This is a genomic window from Thermodesulfobacteriota bacterium (assembly GCA_040758155.1).
Classification (GTDB): Bacteria; Desulfobacterota; Deferrimicrobia; order Deferrimicrobiales; family Deferrimicrobiaceae; genus UBA2219.
The window spans coordinates 1-17,592 of record JBFLWB010000083.1; the positions used below are offsets into that span (position 1 = coordinate 1).

At 67.6% G+C, this 17,592-nt stretch carries 19 protein-coding genes; 5 read left to right on the forward strand and 14 right to left on the reverse strand.

What is annotated here, in order from left to right:
* The 6 genes from AB1346_04860 to AB1346_04885 form a co-directional block, all read right to left on the reverse strand.
* Nucleotides 1-523 (reverse strand): hypothetical protein (locus tag AB1346_04860; GenBank protein ID MEW6719763.1); only part of this gene is annotated, 523 nt, incomplete at its 3' end.
* Nucleotides 520-1,269, reverse strand: coding sequence for a pyrimidine 5'-nucleotidase (locus tag AB1346_04865; protein MEW6719764.1), 750 nt, complete (start codon nt 1,267-1,269; stop codon nt 520-522). The genes AB1346_04860 and AB1346_04865, both read right to left, overlap by 4 nt.
* Before the next feature lie 7 nt (nt 1,270-1,276).
* Nucleotides 1,277-2,611: a TldD/PmbA family protein gene (locus tag AB1346_04870; GenBank protein MEW6719765.1), complete on the reverse strand. Its 1,335-nt coding sequence runs from the start codon at nt 2,609-2,611 to the stop codon at nt 1,277-1,279.
* Nucleotides 2,601-3,074: an N-acetyltransferase gene (locus AB1346_04875; protein ID MEW6719766.1), complete on the reverse strand. Its 474-nt coding sequence runs from the start codon at nt 3,072-3,074 to the stop codon at nt 2,601-2,603. The genes AB1346_04870 and AB1346_04875 overlap by 11 nt, the downstream gene beginning before the upstream one ends.
* Complete coding sequence (recN, locus tag AB1346_04880; protein ID MEW6719767.1) at nt 3,071-4,750, reverse strand: DNA repair protein RecN; 1,680 nt, start codon at nt 4,748-4,750, stop codon at nt 3,071-3,073. Before recN ends, AB1346_04875 begins: the two co-directional genes overlap by 4 nt.
* A gap of 13 nt (nt 4,751-4,763) precedes the next feature.
* A complete protein-coding gene (locus AB1346_04885; protein ID MEW6719768.1) occupies nt 4,764-5,618 on the reverse strand; it encodes an NAD(+)/NADH kinase in 855 nt (284 codons plus the stop codon).
* 41 nt (nt 5,619-5,659) lie between these two features.
* Here AB1346_04885 and AB1346_04890 point away from each other — a divergent pair, with 41 nt between their 5' ends.
* On the forward strand, nt 5,660-6,952 hold the full coding sequence (locus tag AB1346_04890; protein ID MEW6719769.1) for a replication-associated recombination protein A: 1,293 nt from the start codon (nt 5,660-5,662) through the stop codon (nt 6,950-6,952).
* Nucleotides 6,953-6,987: 35 nt separating this feature from the next.
* Nucleotides 6,988-7,575, forward strand: coding sequence for a class I SAM-dependent methyltransferase (locus AB1346_04895; GenBank protein ID MEW6719770.1), 588 nt, complete (start codon nt 6,988-6,990; stop codon nt 7,573-7,575).
* Nucleotides 7,576-7,598: 23 nt separating this feature from the next.
* Here the strand turns inward: AB1346_04895 and AB1346_04900 are convergent, their stop codons facing one another.
* The 6 genes from AB1346_04900 to AB1346_04925 are packed head-to-tail and all read right to left on the reverse strand — an operon-like array spanning nt 7,599 to nt 11,050.
* Complete coding sequence (locus tag AB1346_04900) at nt 7,599-8,564, reverse strand: class I SAM-dependent methyltransferase (protein ID MEW6719771.1); 966 nt, start codon at nt 8,562-8,564, stop codon at nt 7,599-7,601.
* Between the two features lies 1 nt (nt 8,565).
* A complete protein-coding gene (locus tag AB1346_04905; protein MEW6719772.1) occupies nt 8,566-8,913 on the reverse strand; it encodes a PEGA domain-containing protein in 348 nt (115 codons plus the stop codon).
* Between the two features lie 10 nt (nt 8,914-8,923).
* The gene (locus tag AB1346_04910; GenBank protein ID MEW6719773.1) at nt 8,924-9,886 is read right to left on the reverse strand and encodes a CsgG/HfaB family protein; all 963 of its coding nucleotides are present in this window, start codon (nt 9,884-9,886) and stop codon (nt 8,924-8,926) included.
* Nucleotides 9,887-9,915: 29 nt separating this feature from the next.
* Nucleotides 9,916-10,569: a GNA1162 family protein gene (locus AB1346_04915; protein ID MEW6719774.1), complete on the reverse strand. Its 654-nt coding sequence runs from the start codon at nt 10,567-10,569 to the stop codon at nt 9,916-9,918.
* 2 nt (nt 10,570-10,571) lie between these two features.
* Nucleotides 10,572-10,763: a ferredoxin gene (locus AB1346_04920; GenBank protein ID MEW6719775.1), complete on the reverse strand. Its 192-nt coding sequence runs from the start codon at nt 10,761-10,763 to the stop codon at nt 10,572-10,574.
* Nucleotides 10,764-10,765: 2 nt separating this feature from the next.
* Nucleotides 10,766-11,050, reverse strand: a complete 285-nt coding sequence (locus AB1346_04925; GenBank protein ID MEW6719776.1) for a GIY-YIG nuclease family protein — start codon at nt 11,048-11,050, stop codon at nt 10,766-10,768.
* Nucleotides 11,051-11,151: 101 nt separating this feature from the next.
* Between AB1346_04925 and AB1346_04930 the strand changes: the two genes are divergently transcribed.
* On the forward strand, nt 11,152-12,774 hold the full coding sequence (locus AB1346_04930) for a fumarate hydratase (protein MEW6719777.1): 1,623 nt from the start codon (nt 11,152-11,154) through the stop codon (nt 12,772-12,774).
* A gap of 57 nt (nt 12,775-12,831) precedes the next feature.
* Here the strand turns inward: AB1346_04930 and AB1346_04935 are convergent, their stop codons facing one another.
* On the reverse strand, nt 12,832-14,565 hold the full coding sequence (locus AB1346_04935; protein ID MEW6719778.1) for a hypothetical protein: 1,734 nt from the start codon (nt 14,563-14,565) through the stop codon (nt 12,832-12,834).
* 282 nt (nt 14,566-14,847) lie between these two features.
* On the opposite strand from AB1346_04935, the gene AB1346_04940 reads away from it, so the two are divergent.
* Nucleotides 14,848-15,504: a hypothetical protein gene (locus AB1346_04940; protein MEW6719779.1), complete on the forward strand. Its 657-nt coding sequence runs from the start codon at nt 14,848-14,850 to the stop codon at nt 15,502-15,504.
* Between the two features lie 110 nt (nt 15,505-15,614).
* Nucleotides 15,615-17,261 carry a methyl-accepting chemotaxis protein gene (locus AB1346_04945; GenBank protein MEW6719780.1) on the forward strand — a complete coding sequence of 549 codons (1,647 nt, stop codon included), beginning with the start codon at nt 15,615-15,617 and terminating at the stop codon, nt 17,259-17,261.
* A gap of 41 nt (nt 17,262-17,302) precedes the next feature.
* Here the strand turns inward: AB1346_04945 and AB1346_04950 are convergent, their stop codons facing one another.
* On the reverse strand, nt 17,303-17,506 hold the full coding sequence (locus AB1346_04950; protein ID MEW6719781.1) for a 4-oxalocrotonate tautomerase family protein: 204 nt from the start codon (nt 17,504-17,506) through the stop codon (nt 17,303-17,305).
* Nucleotides 17,507-17,592 lie beyond the last annotated feature (86 nt).

Sequence of the window (17,592 nt, forward strand, 5' to 3'; positions counted from 1 at the left end):
CGCCCTGCGGCTGCAGCGGCAGCCCCCCCGCTTCCTGCGCCTCCGCCTGCGCTTCCTCCCGCGCATCCTCCCGCGCCTCCGGCGGCGCCTCTTCCGCCGGCCCCGCTTCGACCTGCTTCCGCAGATGACGCACCGGCTCCGCCGGCTCCTCGACCTCCTCGATGGACGCCTCGTCCGGGACGTCCGCGCCCGGCACAACGGGCGCGCCTTCCGCCGACGCCGCGGCGCCCGCCGGCTTCCTGCCGCGCCTCCGGCTGCGCCTGCGCCCCTTCTTCGGAGCCGCGCCCGCTTCCGGGGCGCCGGCTTCGGAGGCATCCGCGGCCGACACCGTCGCCGGGGCCGGATCCGGCGGCACGTAATCCTCCTGCGGCGACCGTCCCTCCGGGTCCTCCGGGACTCCCGCCCCCTCCGGCTCCCCGGCCGGCGCCGGCGTCGCCGGAGCGGCCCCTTCCGCGGAAGCCGCCGCCTTTTTTCTGCGGCTCCCGCGCCTCCAGTACCTGCGTTTCCCTTCCCCTTCCGTCATTCCCTTCCTCCTGTCTGGTAGGGCGACGCCGCACAGGCGCGCCCCCCGGCCGCCACCGTCTCCCCGCGGGAGAGCGGCGGAAACGCGTGGAGCGCCTCCGGCAGGTCGCACACGTCGTCGATGACGGCGTGCGGCCTGAACGAAGGCGGCGGCATCTTCCGAAGGAGAGACGCCTGCGGCTCCGCGCTCCCGCCCACCAGCACGGTGAACATCCCCATCTCGTGCGCCGGCAGCAAGTTGCGCCTGCTGTCCTCGCAGAAACAGGAGTCCTCCGCGCGGGCCCCCGCTGCCCGCAGCAGCTTCGCGTACGGGTACGGCGACGGCTTGGCGATGTATTCCATGAACTCGATCCCGTAAATCCCTTCCATCCTGCCTTCGACCCCAAGCGCGGAAAGGACGCGCCGGGCGTAATCCCACGAACCGTTCGTGAACACGACGCACCGGCCGGGCAGCCCCGAAAGCATCTCCTGCAGGTCGAGGCGCGGGGGCACCAGTTCGGGCACCGGGACGTCGTGGATGTACTCCAGGTATTCGGCCGGCCGCACGCCGTGGTGGCGCATCAGGCCGCGGAGGGTCGATCCGTACTCCGCGAGGAAATCCATCCGCACGCGGCGGGCGCTCTCCGCGTCGGTCCCCAACCGTTCGACGACGTACCGCTCGATCCGGTCGTCCACCATCCGCCAGATCGGGAGCTCGCGCGGATAGAGCGTGTTGTCGAGGTCGAAGATGAACAGCGGCGCGGCCATGACGCGGTCACTCCCCTCCCAGCGCGATGCGGCTCACCAGGAGAGATGGCGCGCCGGTCCGGCCGAACCACCGGAAATCGGATCCCGCCGCCTCCACCTTGCCGAGCAGGTCGAGAACGTTGCCGGAAAGCGCAAAGCCGTGGAGCGGCTCCGCGAGCGTGCCGCCCGCGATGCGCAGCCCCGACGCCCCCACGGAGAAATCGCCCGAAACGGGATCTGCCGTGTGGATCCCGAGGAACTCCGTGACGAGGATCCCCTCCCCCGCGGCACTCAGAAGCGCCTCGAAGGAGAGGGTTCCGGAAGAGACGCAGAGGTTGGAGGAGCCCACCGTGGGCGGCTGCTTCGGCCCCGGCCGGCGACACGCGCCCGTGGAGCCGGTCCCGATCTTCCGCCCCCAGAAGGCGTCCGCCAGGTAGCCGCGCAGCGCGCCGCCGGAGATCAGCTCCCGCCGCTGCGCCGGCGTCCCTTCCCCGTCGAACGTCTCTGCGCCGGCCCCCGCGGGATCGAGCGGATCGTCGAAGACCGCGACCGCGTCGGACGCCACGCGCGCGCCGACCTTGCCCGCCAGCATCGATTTCCCTTTCGCCACCTGGGGAGCGAGGAACGAGGGTCCGAGGACCTCGAGCAGGTCCGCCGCCGCGCCGCTCTCGATCACCGCGCGATATTCCCCCGTCTTCGGCCGGACCGCCCCGAGCATGCGCAGCGCCTTGTCCGCGCCTTCCCCGGCGACCGTCTCCGCGTCGAGCCCCCGCAGGGAGCGCGCGAAGCCGAACCCGTACCCGGACTGCCCTTCCCCGCCGTCCTCCGCCACCGCCTCCACGTACGCGACGCAGCCCGATTCGAGCCGCTGTACGGAAACGCCGCGGGAGTTCACGAGGGAGATCCCGGCGACCGTCTCGCTCAAGGAGGCCGTCCGGACCCGCTTCATCCGCGGATCGCGCCTCAAGGCCTTCGCCTCGAGCGCCCGGGCGAACTCCCCTTTCTCCTCTTCGAACACGGTTTCCCTTGAAGGATCGTACAGCGCGAGCGCAGGGGGAGCCCCCGCGGCGTCGGGCAGCCCGTACGCGTCGTCGGGATCGGACGCCTCGAGGCAGAACACGGCCTCCTCCACCATCCGGGCCAGGTCGGCCTCGTCCCCGAGAAACCCGTAGGAGAAGCCCATCCGGCCCTCGCGGAACAGGCGCAGCCCCAGCGACAGGGTGTCGGAAAAGGCGATCGTATCCAGGCGACCGTCGCGCGCCTCGTACTTGCGGACGCGGGCGGACTCCTCGTACAGCTCGGCCTCGCCGCCGCCCCGCCGCGCAACCTCCCGGAGAACGAACTCGAACCGCTTATGCGACACGCGGGCTCCCGGTGAAATCGGCCACCAGCGCGACCTCGTCGCAGTCGGGGAACTTGGCGCACTTGAGGCAATCCGACCAGATCTTGTGTGGAAGCTCCGCCTTGTCCACCTGCCGGAAGCCGAGCCGCTTGAAGAAGTCGGGACGGTAGGTCAGGGCGAACACGCGCGTGATGCCCAGGACGATGGCCTCCGAGATGCACGCCTCCACCAGCATGGTCCCGATGCCGCGCCGCATGTCGCCTTCGCGGACCGCGAGGGAGCGCACCTCGGCGAGGTCCTCCCACATGAGGTGGATGGCCGCGGAGCCGATCACTTCCCCCGCGTCGTTCTCGAAAACGAAGTAGTCGCGCAGGTTCTCGTAGATGTCGCTCAGCGACCGCGGGAGCATGTCGCCCTTGCGGGCGTACTCCCCGATCAGGTTCTGGATCACCTTGACGTCCGACATCCGCGCTTTCCGGATCATTTCCCGCCCGCCTTCTCGAGCAGCGCCTTCGCGTGCGCCTTCGCCTGCCCCGTGATCTCCGCCCCGGAGATCATCCGGGCCAATTCATCGATTCTATCCTGTTTCGCCAGCGGTTTCACCCCGGTAGCCACCGTCTCCCCCGCCGGGCGCTTCGTCACGCGCAGGTGCCGGTCCGCGAAGGCGGCGACCTGGGGCAGGTGCGTGACGCAGACGACCTGGGAGGACGCCGAGAGCCCTTTCAGGCGCGCGCCCACCCGCTCCGCCACCTGGCCGCCGATGCCCGTGTCGATCTCGTCGAACACCAGCGTCCGCCCCCCGCCGCCGCGCGAGGCGGCGTTGCGCAGCGACAGCATGACGCGGGAGAGCTCCCCACCGGAAGCGGTCGACGCCAGCGGGCGCGTCTCCTGCCCCGGGTTCGCCGAGAACAGAAGCTCCGCATCGTCGAGGCCGGACTCCGAGAGCGATCCGGGGATCGCGTCCCGGGAAGCCACGACGGCCCGGAAGCGGGCCCCTGCGAGCGCAACCTTCGACATCTCCTTTTCGACGGCTTCCCCCATCTCCTGCGCGGCCTTCCGGCGGGCGGCGGAGAGCACCCCGGCGCACCGCACTCCTTCCTCCTCCTCGCGGCGCAGCTCCCCGCGCAGCCGGGCCTCCTCCGCGAGCGCGCCCGCCAGCGATTCCCTCTCCTCCCGCAGCGCGGCGAGGTGCGCGACCAGTCCGGGCACGTCCTTCCCGTACTTGCGCTCGAGCCGGCGGATCGCGCTCAGCCGCTCCTCCGCGCGCTCCCTCGCCCCCGGATCCTCCGACGCCCTCTCCGCCAGCGCGGCGACCTCCCGGGCGATCTCGGCCACCTCCTCGCGGAAGGAGCCGAGCCGGCCGGCGATCTCCCGCAGCCGCGGGTCGAGCGCCGCCGCCTCTCTCAGCCGCGACAGGGCGAACCCCAACGATGCGAGCGAAGCGTTCTCCGAGGATGACAGGGCGTCGTCCGCCGCGCGGAGCGCCTCCCGGACCTTCCCCTCGTTGCGCGCCGCCTGGAGGAACGCGGCGAGCTCCTCCTCCTCGCCGGGAACGAGGGCGGCCGCGGAAAGCTCCCCGATCTCGAAGTCGAGCGTCTCGGACCGGCTCCGCGCCCCCGCCCCGCGCGCGACGGCCTCGTCCGCCTCCCGCCGCAGGGCGGCGATCTTCCGGTACCGCTTCCGCATCCCGGAAGCGGCCTCCCCCGTCCCGGCGAAATCGTCGATCGACGACAGCGCCGCGGAGCGCGACAGAAGCTGCGGCACGCTGTGCTGCCCCACCATCGTCACCAGCAGGGGGGAGAGGACGGCGAGCACCGGCTGCGCCACGGGGCGCCCGTTGAGGTACGCGCGGCTTCGGCCGCCCGCCGGAAGGACCCGCCTCAGGACGACCTCCTCCTCCCACGGAAGCCCCGCCTCTTCCACCGCATCGCGCAGTTCTTCGCGCCGCGACAGGTCGAACAGCGCGGAGACCTCGGCCTCCGCCTCGCCGGTCCGCACCGCCATCGGGTCGGCCTTCTCCCCCAGCGCGAGCCGGATCGCCTCCACGAGGAGCGACTTCCCGGAGCCCGTCTCCCCGGTGACCACGTTCAGTCCGGGGGTAAAAGCGACGCGAACGTCTTCGAAGATGGCGAGGTTGCGGACGGCGAGCTCGATCAGCATCGAGAGGTCGGGGTCACCGCTCTCCCCACTTCAGCTTGGTCCGCAGGACGGTAAAGTAGTCCCTGAAGGGCGACATGATAAACCGCAGTTTTGCATTGATTTTTCTTACCTCGATAACATCTCCCTCCCGCAGCCCGAAACCCACCTGCCCGTCGAGGGTGAGGTACACGTCGGTCCCCTCCGAGGTCAGCTCGGCGCGGACGACCATGGTGTCGGGGACGAGCAAGGGGCGCAGCGTCAGCATGTGCGGGCAGATCGGGCTGACGACGATCGTGTGCAGCGAGGGGTGCACGATCGGCCCCTGCGCGGAGAGGGAGTAGCCCGTGGAGCCGGTGGGCGTGGAGATGATCAGGCCGTCCGCCTTGTAGGAGGCAAGGAACTGGTCGTCGACCGAAACCCGGATGTCGATGATCTTCGCCAGCGCCCCCTTGTTGATCACCACGTCGTTCAGGACCGTGTAGTCGGCCACCCGCTCCCCCAGCCGGTGGACGTGCGCCGACAGCATCATCCGCTCGTCGTAGGCGACCTCGTTCCTGAGGATCCGTTCCAGCATCGGATAGAGTTCGTCCAGCGTGACGGCCGTCATGAACCCGAGTCCGCCCAGGTTCACGCCGAGGATCGGCACGCCCGAGGATCCGACGACGCGAGCGGCGGAGAGCAGCGTGCCGTCGCCGCCGATCACGATCAGGAATTCGCAGAGCCCGGGAAGCTTCGAGCGGACGATGCCGTCGGTCCTGCCGAGCAGCCCCGCCGTCTCCTTGTCGAGGGCGGCCTCCCGCCCCCGCTCCGCCAGCCACCTGCAGAGCTCGGAGACGATCGATTCGGCCCGCGGGTCGGTGTGCTTGGCGATGATTCCGACGCACTTCATGGTGGTTCAGGATAATATATCCGTAAGGAAAAAGGAAAGCGATGCGCGCCCCCCTTGCCGACCGCATGCGCCCGGCGGCCCTCTCCGACTTCGCCGGTCAGGAGGAGCTCCTCGGGGAGGGGAAATTCCTCTCCTCGGTGCTCTCCGCCCGCCCGCTCCCGTCCCTCATATTCTGGGGCCCCCCGGGATCGGGAAAGACGACGCTCGCCCGGATCCTCGCGAAGGAGACCGACGCCGTCTTCCTCCCGTACTCCGCGGTCCTCTCGGGAGTCAAGGAGATCAAGGAGGCGCTCGCGGAGCTGAAGAAAACCCGCCGCCTGGAAGGCGAGGAAGCCGCCCGCCCGGCCATCCTCTTCATCGACGAGATCCACCGGTTCAACAAGGCGCAGCAGGACGCGCTGCTCCCCTTCGTGGAAGACGGCACCGTCACGCTCTTCGGGACCACCACCGAGAACCCGTCGTTCGAGATCCGCAACGCGCTGCTGTCGCGCTGCCGCGTGCTGGTGCTCACCCCGCTGCTCCCGGGCCACCTCGAAACGATCTGCCGCAGGGCGCTGACCGACCCGGAGCGGGGGCTGGGGCAGCCGGAGACGTTCCTTTCCCCCGAGGCGCTGCAGCACATCGTCGCGGTGGCGGACGGCGACGCGCGCGTCGCGCTGAACGCCCTCGAGGCGGCCGCTGCGATCGCGCTCCACAAGGGGCTGTCGGCGATCGACGTGGAAACGGCGCAGGAGGCGCTGCGGAAGAAGGGGCTCCAGTACGACAAGGACGGCGAGGAGCATTACAACCTGATCTCCGCGCTGCACAAGTCGCTGCGCGGCTCCGACCCCGACGCCGCCCTGTACTGGCTCGCGCGGATGCTCTCCGCCGGGGAGGACCCGCTCTACATCGCCCGCCGGATGATCCGCTTCGCGTCGGAAGACGTCGGGAACGCCGCCCCGGGGGCGCTGCAGGTCACGCTCGCGGCGGCCGAGGCATACCGGACGCTGGGAAGCCCGGAGGGGGAGCTGGCGCTGGCGCAGGCGGCCGTGTACCTCGCCACCGCGCCGAAGAGCAACCGGACTTACCTCGCCTGGCAGCGGGCGATGCGCGACGCGGAGGCCGGCGGCACCCTCCCGGTGCCGCTGCATCTGCGGAACGCGCCGACGCGGCTGATGAAGGAGCTGGGGTACGGGAAGGAGTACAAGTACCCCCACGACTTCGCGGACGGCTTCGTCCCGGAGAACTACTTCCCCGAGGAGCTCGGCCGCCGGACGTATTACCGCCCGTCCGGGGCAGGACATGAAAAAGTGATCGGGGAGCGACTGAAGAACTGGTGGGACAAATCGAAGTAGTCTGTGTCATAACTTGCTCTGGGGGAGCTTCCGGCATGAGCACGCGCCACCTGGACATCGGTTGCGGCAACCTGGCCCGCAATCCCTACCGGCGGGACCGGGTATACGGGCTGGATATCATGGAGACCGTGGAGTCTCCGCGGTTCCACGAGTACGCGCAGGCGAACCTCGCCGTGGACAGGATCCCGTTCGAGGACGGCTTTTTCGATTCCGTTTCCGCATACGATTTCCTGGAACATGTGCCCCGGACCCTTTACCTGCCGGAGCGGAAAACGATGCGGTTCCCTTTCGTGGAGCTGATGAACGAGATCTGGCGGGTCCTTGGAAACGGCGGCCTGCTGTATGCTTCCACCCCATGCTATCCCTACCAGGAAACGTTCGTCGACCCTACGCACGTGAACTTCATCACCGTGGAGTCGCATATCTATTTCACAAGGCCCGCTCTGATGGGGGCGATGTACGGATTTTCCGGATGCTTCGACGCCGTCCGCGTCAAGATGCACCGGCCCAGGTACGATTTCGAGCCGGAAATCCTGACCTTCCGGCAGAAGATCAAGAAGGCCGGGGACGTGCTGAAAAGAAGGAACACGCACATGCTGTGGGAATTCCGCGCCGTGAAATGAAGGCCTGCCTCGCGGGGCGCGGGTTACGCCTTCTTCAGACAGAAGATCGCCTGATCGCCCTTCCCTTCCCGGTTGAGCTCCTTCGTCCGCCGCTTGAAGGCCTGCATCTCCCGCAAGGAAAAGACCGAGTTCTTCCTGCCGCAGGAATACGACCGCTTGTCCCGCAGCGGGATATCCCGCAGGTACTGCTCGCTCCCCCACAGCTGGAACGCGGTCGAATCGTGCACCACCCTGCACACCTCCAGCCCGGCCAGGGCGGCCAGCCGTTTCATGCTGTCGAACGAGTGCAGGTAGAAATGCCTGGGAGCGTCGAGCTGCACCCAGTGGACGCCGTAGCGCTCCCAGGCGTAGGAAGAGCAGATCGGGATCCGGACCAGGCAGCGTCCGTCCGGCTTCAGTAGACGCGAGACGGCCCGCATCGTCTCGACCTGGGAAGGGATGTGCTCGAGGGAGTGGTGGAACATCACCAGGTCCCACGCGCCCCCGACCTCTCCGATCTCCTTCTTCAGGATTTTCAGCCCGTTTCGGTACTCGATGTCCTTCCCGATGAACGGGTCTGCGCCCAGGACGTTCCGGATCCCCATCTCCGCGAAAAAATAGAGCAGCCCCCCCGATCCGCAACCCGCCTCGAGAATGCTCATGTCCCGGTTCAGCGACAATGACAAGAGGTGGAGGAACTGCAGTCCCTTGTTGGGGAAGAGCGCGTTCAGGAGTTTCCTGGCCGACCCGTCGCCGAAAACGACCGGGCCGTACCGGAGGCGCATCCAGCGTTTTTTCCACGCCCCCGGGGACGGCTTTTCCGGACCGGACGCCAGCGAGTAGTAGCCGTCCGGATAATACCGGGCGATGTCGGAAGGGATCTCCGCGATCTGCAGGCAGCCGCACCCGGAGCACCGGAAGTAGCGGAACAGGTCCCGGAACCCGTACATCATCTCCCGGACGTCGTATTCCCGGTTTCCTTCCCCGTTCCCGCAGATCCTGCAGATCATGCTATTTCTTGATCAGCCCCGTCTCGATCCGCAGCAGCGTGTTCGCGACGTAGATCTCCCTCGAATACGTCTCGTACCCTTCCTTCCGGATCTCCACCTTGTGAGTCCCCGGGGACACTTTCAGGTAGCGCTCCTGCGTGAACTCGGACGCCGCCCCCTGCGCCACCCCGTCGAGGACCACCTCCGCGTCGGGCGGGTTCACGTTGAAGACCAGCCCGCCCTCGTTCCCCACGCCGTAGACCTGGCTCTTCGGGTAGCAGCCCGAAAGGAGCGGGGCGGCTACGAGCAGCGCCGCAAGCGCGAGCAGCGCGACCGGCGGGACGATGCGGCCGAACCGTTTCGTCTTCATGTCCGTCTCCTCACTTCCCGAACCGGACGACGTCGTTTACGGCGAACCCGCTCCCGCTGAGGACCCGCGCGATCGAGGCGTCCTCCCCGAAGAAATCGACGACCTCGATCTCCCCTTTCCGGGGGCCGGGCCGCCTCCCGAGCGACATCTTCGTGTCGGGATCGATCACCTCTCTCCCCTCGCCGAACACGGTTAGCCGGTCGCCGGGCGCGAGGCCGGTCTTCTTCCCGGCGTTCACCGTGACCTCGGCCCCCTCGACGGAGGCCACCTTGCCGGTCCACTCGATCGACTCCATCTTCCGGATCATGTTGTCGATGAACTTTGAGACCGCCGCGCGGAACGCCTTCCCTTCCATCGTCTCGTCGTACCCGGTCCTCCCGCCGATCCCCAGCACCTCGGTGGAAGAGGTTTCATGGACCCCGCTGCCGCTCTCGGCGTAGATGATCCGCCCCGTCGTGGCGTCGATCACCCGGACGTCCACGGTCGCCTCGGCGGTCTGTGTCTTGCTCGCGCCGACCAGATAGGTCGCCGACTTCTGCTTCACGCCGAACTGCGACACCACACCGGTGACGATCGCGTTGACCCCCATCACCTCGCCCGACTTCGCTCCCGTCCCCGCCTTGATCGTGGCGGTCCTCGCCAGGTCCTGCTCGTCGAGGACCAGGTCGAGATCCTGCCTGGTGATCATGATGAACTTGTCGGAGCGTGCCAGCTCCGTGGTGAGGATGTCCTGGATGGCCGGGCCGAGCCGTCCGCGCCCGTAGGCGCTCTTGTCCTGGAACTTGACGACGGCGACGCGCAGCTTCGGCCCGTGCGACATGATTGGGGCCGCCGCAGGCCGCTTCACGTCCCGCATCTCGGCGGCGGGGGTCGATTCCCGGGTGGAAGGCCCGGTCACCGGAGGCGCCGTCGCGCACCCGGCGGCCGCGGCGCACGCGGCCAGGAAACCCGCCAGCAGCAGTCTCTTTCTCATCGTCTCGCTCCCTCCTCGATCGGGATGGATCACCTCGTTGTATTGTCCAACAACCCGCCCGGCAGCTTCCACGCGATGTTGGTTCCGACCCGGCGCGCGATCGGGGTCATCGGATTCAGGAGAAGGTTCCCCAGCCCCCGGGCGATGATCTCCGCGCCCAGGTTCCCTCCTCCGCCACGGACGACGTCCTGCCGGACCTGCCGGTCCTTTCCCTCCCACAGCAGGGCGCCGCCCTTCCCGTAGAGCCGGAAAGAGGCCGACACGGTCGCGGCGTTGTAGATCCCGGTGGTCGTCTTGTGGAACTCCAGCACTTCCCCGTAGAACACCCCCTCGACTCCCAGCGCCTTGCATACTTCCTCCGGCGTGGTCGTCGGGAGCTGTCCCCCGTAGCTGATCCCCAGCTTCTCCCGGAGCATCCGGTCGCTTTCGAGCACCGGCACGACGGCGTAGCCGCGTCCCGACACCCCCTCGGCGAAGGCGTCCCGGACGATATCGGACGCCGACAGATCGTTGCTCATGTTCTCCATCGGCGCCACCGCCACTTTCGGGCCCGCGGGAACGGGAGGGGGAGGAGTCGGGCGCACATCCTTCCGTCCGGCGCAACCGGAAGCCAGCAGCAGCGCGAAAAACGCCAGGACCGCCAGCTGGATACGGAGAAAAGCTCCGGCGGCCCCGACCGTCATCCTCACTCCTGCCAGTAGATGCAGCTCACCGGGCAAATGTCCATCGCCGCCTGGATCGCGGCCTCGTCCGCCCCGTTCGGGTCATACACCTCCGCGAAGCCTTCGTCATCCATGCGGAAGACGGAAGGCAGGGTCCTCGCGCACGCGGCGCAGGAGATGCAATCCCTTTTCTTGACGTACGGAACGCGCGCCATATTCAATCCTCCCCGGACGGATTTTCTCCGCGCGACCAGGACAGCTTGCCTTCCCGGCGGAGCTTCTTCAATGCGGCTTCCTCGCGGCAGGCGGCCCCCCGGCTTTCGAACGGCACGCACCGTAAAAGGGAGACCGGGGGATTCGCCCGCGTGAACGCCGCGCCCTTCCCCTCCCGGTGGGCCCGGAATCTCGCCTGCGGATCGCGCGCCGTGCCCGTGTAGATCTTCCCGCCGCGGCAGGCGATCATGTACACCCACCACGTCGTCATAGCGGTCCCTTTCTCCATTCGCCGCCCCATACCGTTTTTCCGCGCGGGCATTATATCATGGTGGTTTGGACACCCCGGGTCCCGACGCTCCGCGCGTTCGGGGGAAAAGGAGCGATTCCATGCCGGAATTCCATTACGAGAATCCGTTCCCCCTGGAACGGGACGCCACGCGGTACCGCCTCCTCACGAAGGAGTACGTCTCGGTCGGGACTTTCGAGGGAAGGGAGATCCTGAAGGTCGACCCGGAGGGGCTCGCGTTCCTCGCCCGGCAGGCGTTCCGGGAAGTCTCGTTCCTGCTGCGCCCCTCCCACAACGAGAAGATGGCGGCGATCCTGGCCGACCCCGAGGCGTCCCCCAACGACAAGGGGGTGGCGCTCGCGATGCTGCGGAACGCTGAGGTCGCGGCGGGCTTCGTCCTCCCGTTCTGCCAGGACACGGGGACCGCGACGATCGTGGGGAAGAAGGGGCAGCAGGTCTGGACCGGCGCCCGCGACGAGGAGTTCCTCTCGAAAGGCGTGTACGAGACCTATACCGAAGAAAATCTCCGGTACTCGCAGAACGCCCCCCTCGACATGTACGAGGAGATCAACACGGAAACGAACCTCCCGGCCCAGATCGACCTCTACGCGACGCCGGGGATGAAGTACGACTTCCTGTTCGTGGCCAAGGGAGGCGGGTCGGCGAACAAGATGTCGCTCTTCCAGGAGACGAAGGCGCTCCTCAACCCGGAATCGCTGGAAAAGTTCCTCGTGGAGAAGATGAAGGCGCTGGGTACGGCGGCCTGCCCACCCTATCACCTTGCGGTCGTCGTCGGCGGGACTTCCGCGGAAAGCGCCATGAAGACGCTGAAGCTGGCGTCCGTCGGATACCTCGACGGACTCCCCGCGAACGGAAGCCCGGGAGGCCGCGCCTTCCGGGACCGCGGCATGGAGGAGAAGCTGCTGAAGGCATCGCACCAGGTCGGCTTCGGCGCCCAGTTCGGCGGGAAGCACTTCGCACTCGATGTCCGCGTCGTCCGCCTGCCGCGCCACGGGGCATCCTGCCCGGTGGCGGTCGGCGTCTCCTGCGCGGCGGACCGGAACGTGAAGGCCAGGATCGACCGGGACGGGATCTGGATCGAGGAGCTCGACCGCGACCCGGGGCGGCTCATCCCGGAAAAGTACCGCGGGAAGGGCGGGCACCGCGCGGTCCCGATCGACCTGAACCGGCCGATGAAGGAGATCCTGACGGAGCTTTCGAAATACCCGGTCACGACGCAGGTCGCCCTCACGGGAACGATCGTCGTCGCAAGGGACATCGCCCACGCGAAGCTGAAAGAGCGGCTCGACCGGGGCGAGGGGCTCCCGCAGTACCTCAAGGACCACCCGGTCATCTACGCGGGTCCCGCCAAGATCCCGGAAGGGCTGCCGTCCGGCTCCTTCGGCCCCACCACCGCCGCCCGGATGGATCCGTACGTGGACCTGTTCCAGTCGCACGGCGCGTCGCTCATCATGATCGCGAAGGGGAACCGGACTCCGGCGATGACGGAGGCGTGCCGGAAGCACGGGGGGTTCTACCTCGGGACGATCGGCGGCCCGGCTGCGCTGCTGGCCCACGAGAACATCCGGAAGCTGGAGCCGCTCGAATATCCCGAGCTGGGGATGGAGGCGATCTGGAAGATCGAGGTCGTGGACTTCCCGGCTTTCATCCTGGTGGACGACAAGGGGAACGATTTCTTCAAGCAGGTCGCCTGCGGAAAATGAAGGGCGGGGGATCGGCTCCCCCGCCCTTCATTCATGCCTTGCGCCTTGCCGCGCGGGTCACATCTGCGGCGGCTGCAGCAGCTTCACGATGGCGTCCTTCTGCTCCGCCGTGATGGCGGCGCCGCCCTTGTTCCCCGAGATCCGGTCCCTCGCCGCCTGGACCGCGGTGACGTAGGTCTCCTCGTTGGCCGCCCGCTCCGCGCCCGTCGCGTTGGGGTTGGTCTGCCACAGCTCGTTCCGCTGCATCTGGAGAATGTTCAGATCCTCCTGCAGCCCGAGGTAGGCGCGAAAAACCGCCGACTGCGTTTCCTCGAAATCGTGCCGGCCGGGGGTCCAATGACCGAGCCCGAGGTTGCTATCGCAGGAAGCCTTGTCCCAGTACATAGTGTTGTCGCAGCTTCCCATCCATTGCTCCATCGATTGCGGGATCGGCGTGGTGTCGCGCGGACCGTAGTTGAAGGTCGTGTCGGCCATCCAGTTCATGAGGACGACCTGCGTCACGGGCCAGTTCACCCGGTTTCCGTTCTGGTCCCACCAGCCGCCGAAATCGGGAGGAAGCATCAGCCCCGGGTTCGCGTTCTGGATCTGCGCGATCATCGCCGCGATGTCGCCGTCGGAGGCGGCGATGGCGGACTGGAACTGCGTCCAGACCGTGGAATAGGCGTTATCCATTGCCGTCCGGACCTGTTCGTCCGTGCTGAAACCCTCCGAATTGCCGGCGAGATACGCCTCGCGGTCCATGTAATAGAGGGAGAACCGGGTGTCGATGGTGGCCTGGGCCGTCATCATGGCGTTCACGCCGTCCAAAAACTGCGTCACGTGCGCTCCCGACGCGCCCAGGGCGGTCAGCGCGTTGGTGTAATCTTCCGTGATCCGGACGATGGCGATCCGCCGGTTGAAGGTGGTCATCGCGGTCTCGATGCTGGAGAGCACGCCGTTCGGCAGGAGCGCCATGTGGCCCCCCGCGTCCGCCCCGTCGCCGGCCGCGTTATGGGCCGCCAGGATCTTGCCGGGGTCGACCCCGGAGCAGGCCGCCGCGTCGAGGAAGATCTCGGCCACGAAACCGCCCGCCTTCTGCATCTCCTCGGAAGCCTGCGCTTCGGTGGCCGCCTCCACCGCGTTGAAGAAGTTCCGGCCGAAGTCGCGCAGCGTCTTGGCGGTCGGATCCGGATTATAGATGAGGCACCCCTTCAGCGAGTCGAGCTGGGCGGCGGAGACTCCGTGGGACAGGAGGAAGCTCTCGAACCCGAGGTTCGTGGCCGTCAGCGCGTCGACGCCGAGCTGCGCGATGTTTTCGATGTCGTCCGCCGTCAGGTTCGGCGTCCGGAGAATGATGAAGAGGTACGCCGCCACGATCGGGTCGTCGGTGCCGACGATCTCGGCGGCGCGGATCAGCGCGTCCGCCTGCTTCGTCGAAAGGTAGTTCAGGCCGGTCGCGTTGTTGTCGCCCGGGGGAGGCGCCGGCGCTACGCCTTTCCGGACGACGGCGCCGGTGTTGTCCGTGACCGTCAGGATGATGAAGTTCGCCTCGTCCTTCGTCGGCACGTTGGTCAGCGTGAAGGACAGGACCGCGTCGGCGTCGGTCGTGCCGGTCGTGGTCTCGAGCGTCTGCAGCGTCCCGGTGGAAGTCAGCCGCTGGAGCGTGATGGTGTACGCGGTGTCCGGCGAAAGCGGCAACGTTTCGGACAGGCCGCCCCCCACCACTGCGGCGGAAACGGGCCCCGCAAGGAGCAGGGAGACCAAAAGCGCGAAGAAGCAGGTCAATCCCTTTTTCCCCATTGTCGTCTTCATTTCGCCTTCCCCTCCACCGAGCCGCTCGGGGTCGATGCCGGCGGCGCCGCGGTCGAGCCCCCGCCCCCTCCGCATCCCGATAGCGCAAATACGGTTGCCGCCGCCAGGACCGCCAACAAGAGGATCCCCTTCCGCCGCATCTCTTCCTCCTCCTCCACGGAAATGAATAAAAAACATTCCCGACAAGTATCGGCATTCCGGCGGGCGAACTTTAGGGAGAACCGTTCTTCTGAAGAAATCCGGCGGCCCAGCCGATGAATAGATACGGATATGTGCGCCGGAATGAAGAAATACATCCTGCTGTCGCTGGCCCTCCACCTGTTCGCGCTGGCGTGGGCGTCGCCCGCCCGCCAGACGACGGCCGCATCCATCCGCCCGGCGGCCACGTGGGCGGCGGTCCTGGTCGACCTGCCCGTCCCGGCGCCGCCTCGCGCCGCGCCGACGCCTGCACCGGAAGCCATCATCGGGGAGAAACGGGCGGAGGCCGTCCAAACGGTCGCCCGCAAGGAGGAACCTCCCGTCTCCGCTTCGCAGGTCGTGGATCAGGAAGCCGCCGCGGCGCCTTCGGCGTACGTTCCCATCCGGATCGTCGGAAATGATGACTTCGCCCGGATGGCCCGCATGCGGGAGGCGATGGCGAAAACGTCGAGCTACTGCCGCAGCGCGCCGAAGGGATTCGAAGGAGTGCTGCGCTCCGCACTGCCGTCCGCCGCCCTGGCGGAAGGCGGCAGCGCCATCGTCGACATCGGAATCCTGCCTTCCGGAGAAGCCGGGGGGATCGAAATCGCCTCGGAATCGCCCGCCCTCCTTGCGGCGCTCCGGGGCGTTCCGTGGGAGTCCGCACCCCTTCCCGCCCGGTATCGGATCCAATGCTCCAGGGTCCGCGTGAGCGTGACGATCGCCGGAGAGCGGATGAAGGTGGGCGTGCTGGTCCTTTAATTATCGTACCGGGCCCGGAATTTTAACGGACATCCCTTCGCATTAAAGATTCATCCGAAGCCTCCGATAAGCACTCATCAAACTGATTCCTCTTCATCCGGAGGGTTGAAATGCACTGGTTCCGCAACCTCGGCATCGCGAAAAAACTCATGGCGGGCTTCTGCGCCGTGGCCGCTATCGCAGGGATCGTCGGATGGATCGGCGCAAGCACCACCCGGGACGCGCTCGCGCTGCAGAAGCAGATCTACGAACGCAACCTGGTCCCCATCCAGATGCTGGGAGACATCTCGCTCCGCTTCCAGGACCTTCAGGTGGAGCTCCGGAACTCCCTGCTGAGCGAAGGCGACGCGGGCAAAGCCGCGAAGCACTCCGCCACGGCGGAGGAGACGTACCGGAAGGTCGTGACGGAGCTCAAGGAGTTCGACGCCGCGGGGCTGATCAAGTTCGCCGACCAGAGGGAGGTTTACACCGACCTGATGGCGGGGCTGGAAAAGTACGCCGGCTGGAAGGACCGGATCCTGACCGCCGCGCGGGAAGGCAGCGTGAAGGAAGGGATCGCCGTCCTGGACGGATCGGACCACCAGGATGCGGCTCGAGCCATCGCGGGGGGGATCACGGGGATCCGGGACCTGAAGTCGAAATCCGCCGCCAAAAAGAACGAGGACGGCGCGCGAAGCGGGAACTTCGCCGTGCGCTCGAGCATCGCCCTCACCGTCGCCGGGATCGTCCTGGCGGTCGTCCTGGGGCTGCTCCTGTCCCGCTCGATCAGCCGGCCGGTCCGGGAAATGGCGTCGAAGGCCGGGCGGATCGCGGAGGGCGACCTCAGCGTCGACATGACCGTCTCCTCGAAGGACGAGATCGGGCAGCTCTCCGCCTCTTTCGTCGAAATGATCGGCAGCCTGCGGAACCTGATCGGCCAGGTCGGCTCCGCTTCGCAGCAGGTCGCTTCGGCGGCCACGCAACTGACGACGAACTCGGAACGGATCACCACGGGCGCGCGGGAGGTCGCGAACCAGTCCGGCGCCGTGGCGACCGCGGGCGAGGAGATGGCCGCCACTTCCAAGGACATCGCGAGGAGCTGCCAGGTGGCCGTGAAGGAGGGGCAGGAGGCGAGCCATGCCGCGCAGGCCGGCGTCGAAGTCGTCAACCGGACCGTTCAAGTCATGGGACGGATCGCCGGCCGGGTGCACGACAGCGCAAAGACCATAGAGAACCTCGGCGTCCAATCGCGCCAGATCGGGGCGATCATCAGCACCATCCAGGAGATCGCGGACCAGACCAACCTGCTGGCGCTCAACGCCGCCATCGAGGCCGCGCGCGCCGGCGACCAGGGGCGCGGGTTCGCCGTCGTCGCCGACGAGGTCCGCGCGCTTTCCGAGCGCACGACGAAGGCGACCAGCGAGATCGGGGCGATGATCCAGGCCATCCAGGAAGGGACCCGGGTCGCCGTGGCCGCCATGGAGGAAGGCGTCAAGGAAGTGGAAGGGGGCACCGCGGAGGCGGCCCGCTCGGGCGAGGCGCTCCAGGAGATCCTCCGGCAGATCAACGAGGTGTCGGGTCAGGTGCACCAGGTGGCCACCGCGGCCGAGGAGCAGACCGCCACCACCAGCGAGATCAGCCGGAGCATGCTCAACATCTCCAACGTCGTCCAGCAGACCGCCGACGGAGCGCAGGAGTCCACCGCGGCGGCGGTCCAGCTCTCGAAGCTCGCCGACGACCTGCAGCGGCTCATCGGCCGATTCCGCATCGCGGCGTAGGGAACACGGGGAGGGGGGCGCGGGACACCCCCCTCTCCTTTTTACATGCCCCGCTTCCTTCGGACCGTCACCGACTCTCCGCCGACCCCCCAGTTATCGGTCTCGACCTCGTCGATCACCACGACGGTCGTCTGCGGATTCTTCTTCAGCACGTCGACCAGAAGCTGCGTGGCCCCCTTGATGAGCGCCGCTTTCTGTTCGGCTGTCGCCCCCTCTTTCGTGATCCGGATGTTCACGTATGGCATACCGACACACCTCCCGCGCGAATGATTAAACTATACCGATGCGGCGTGCGGATTTCACCGTAGCGAAGCTGACGGCGACGACCTTC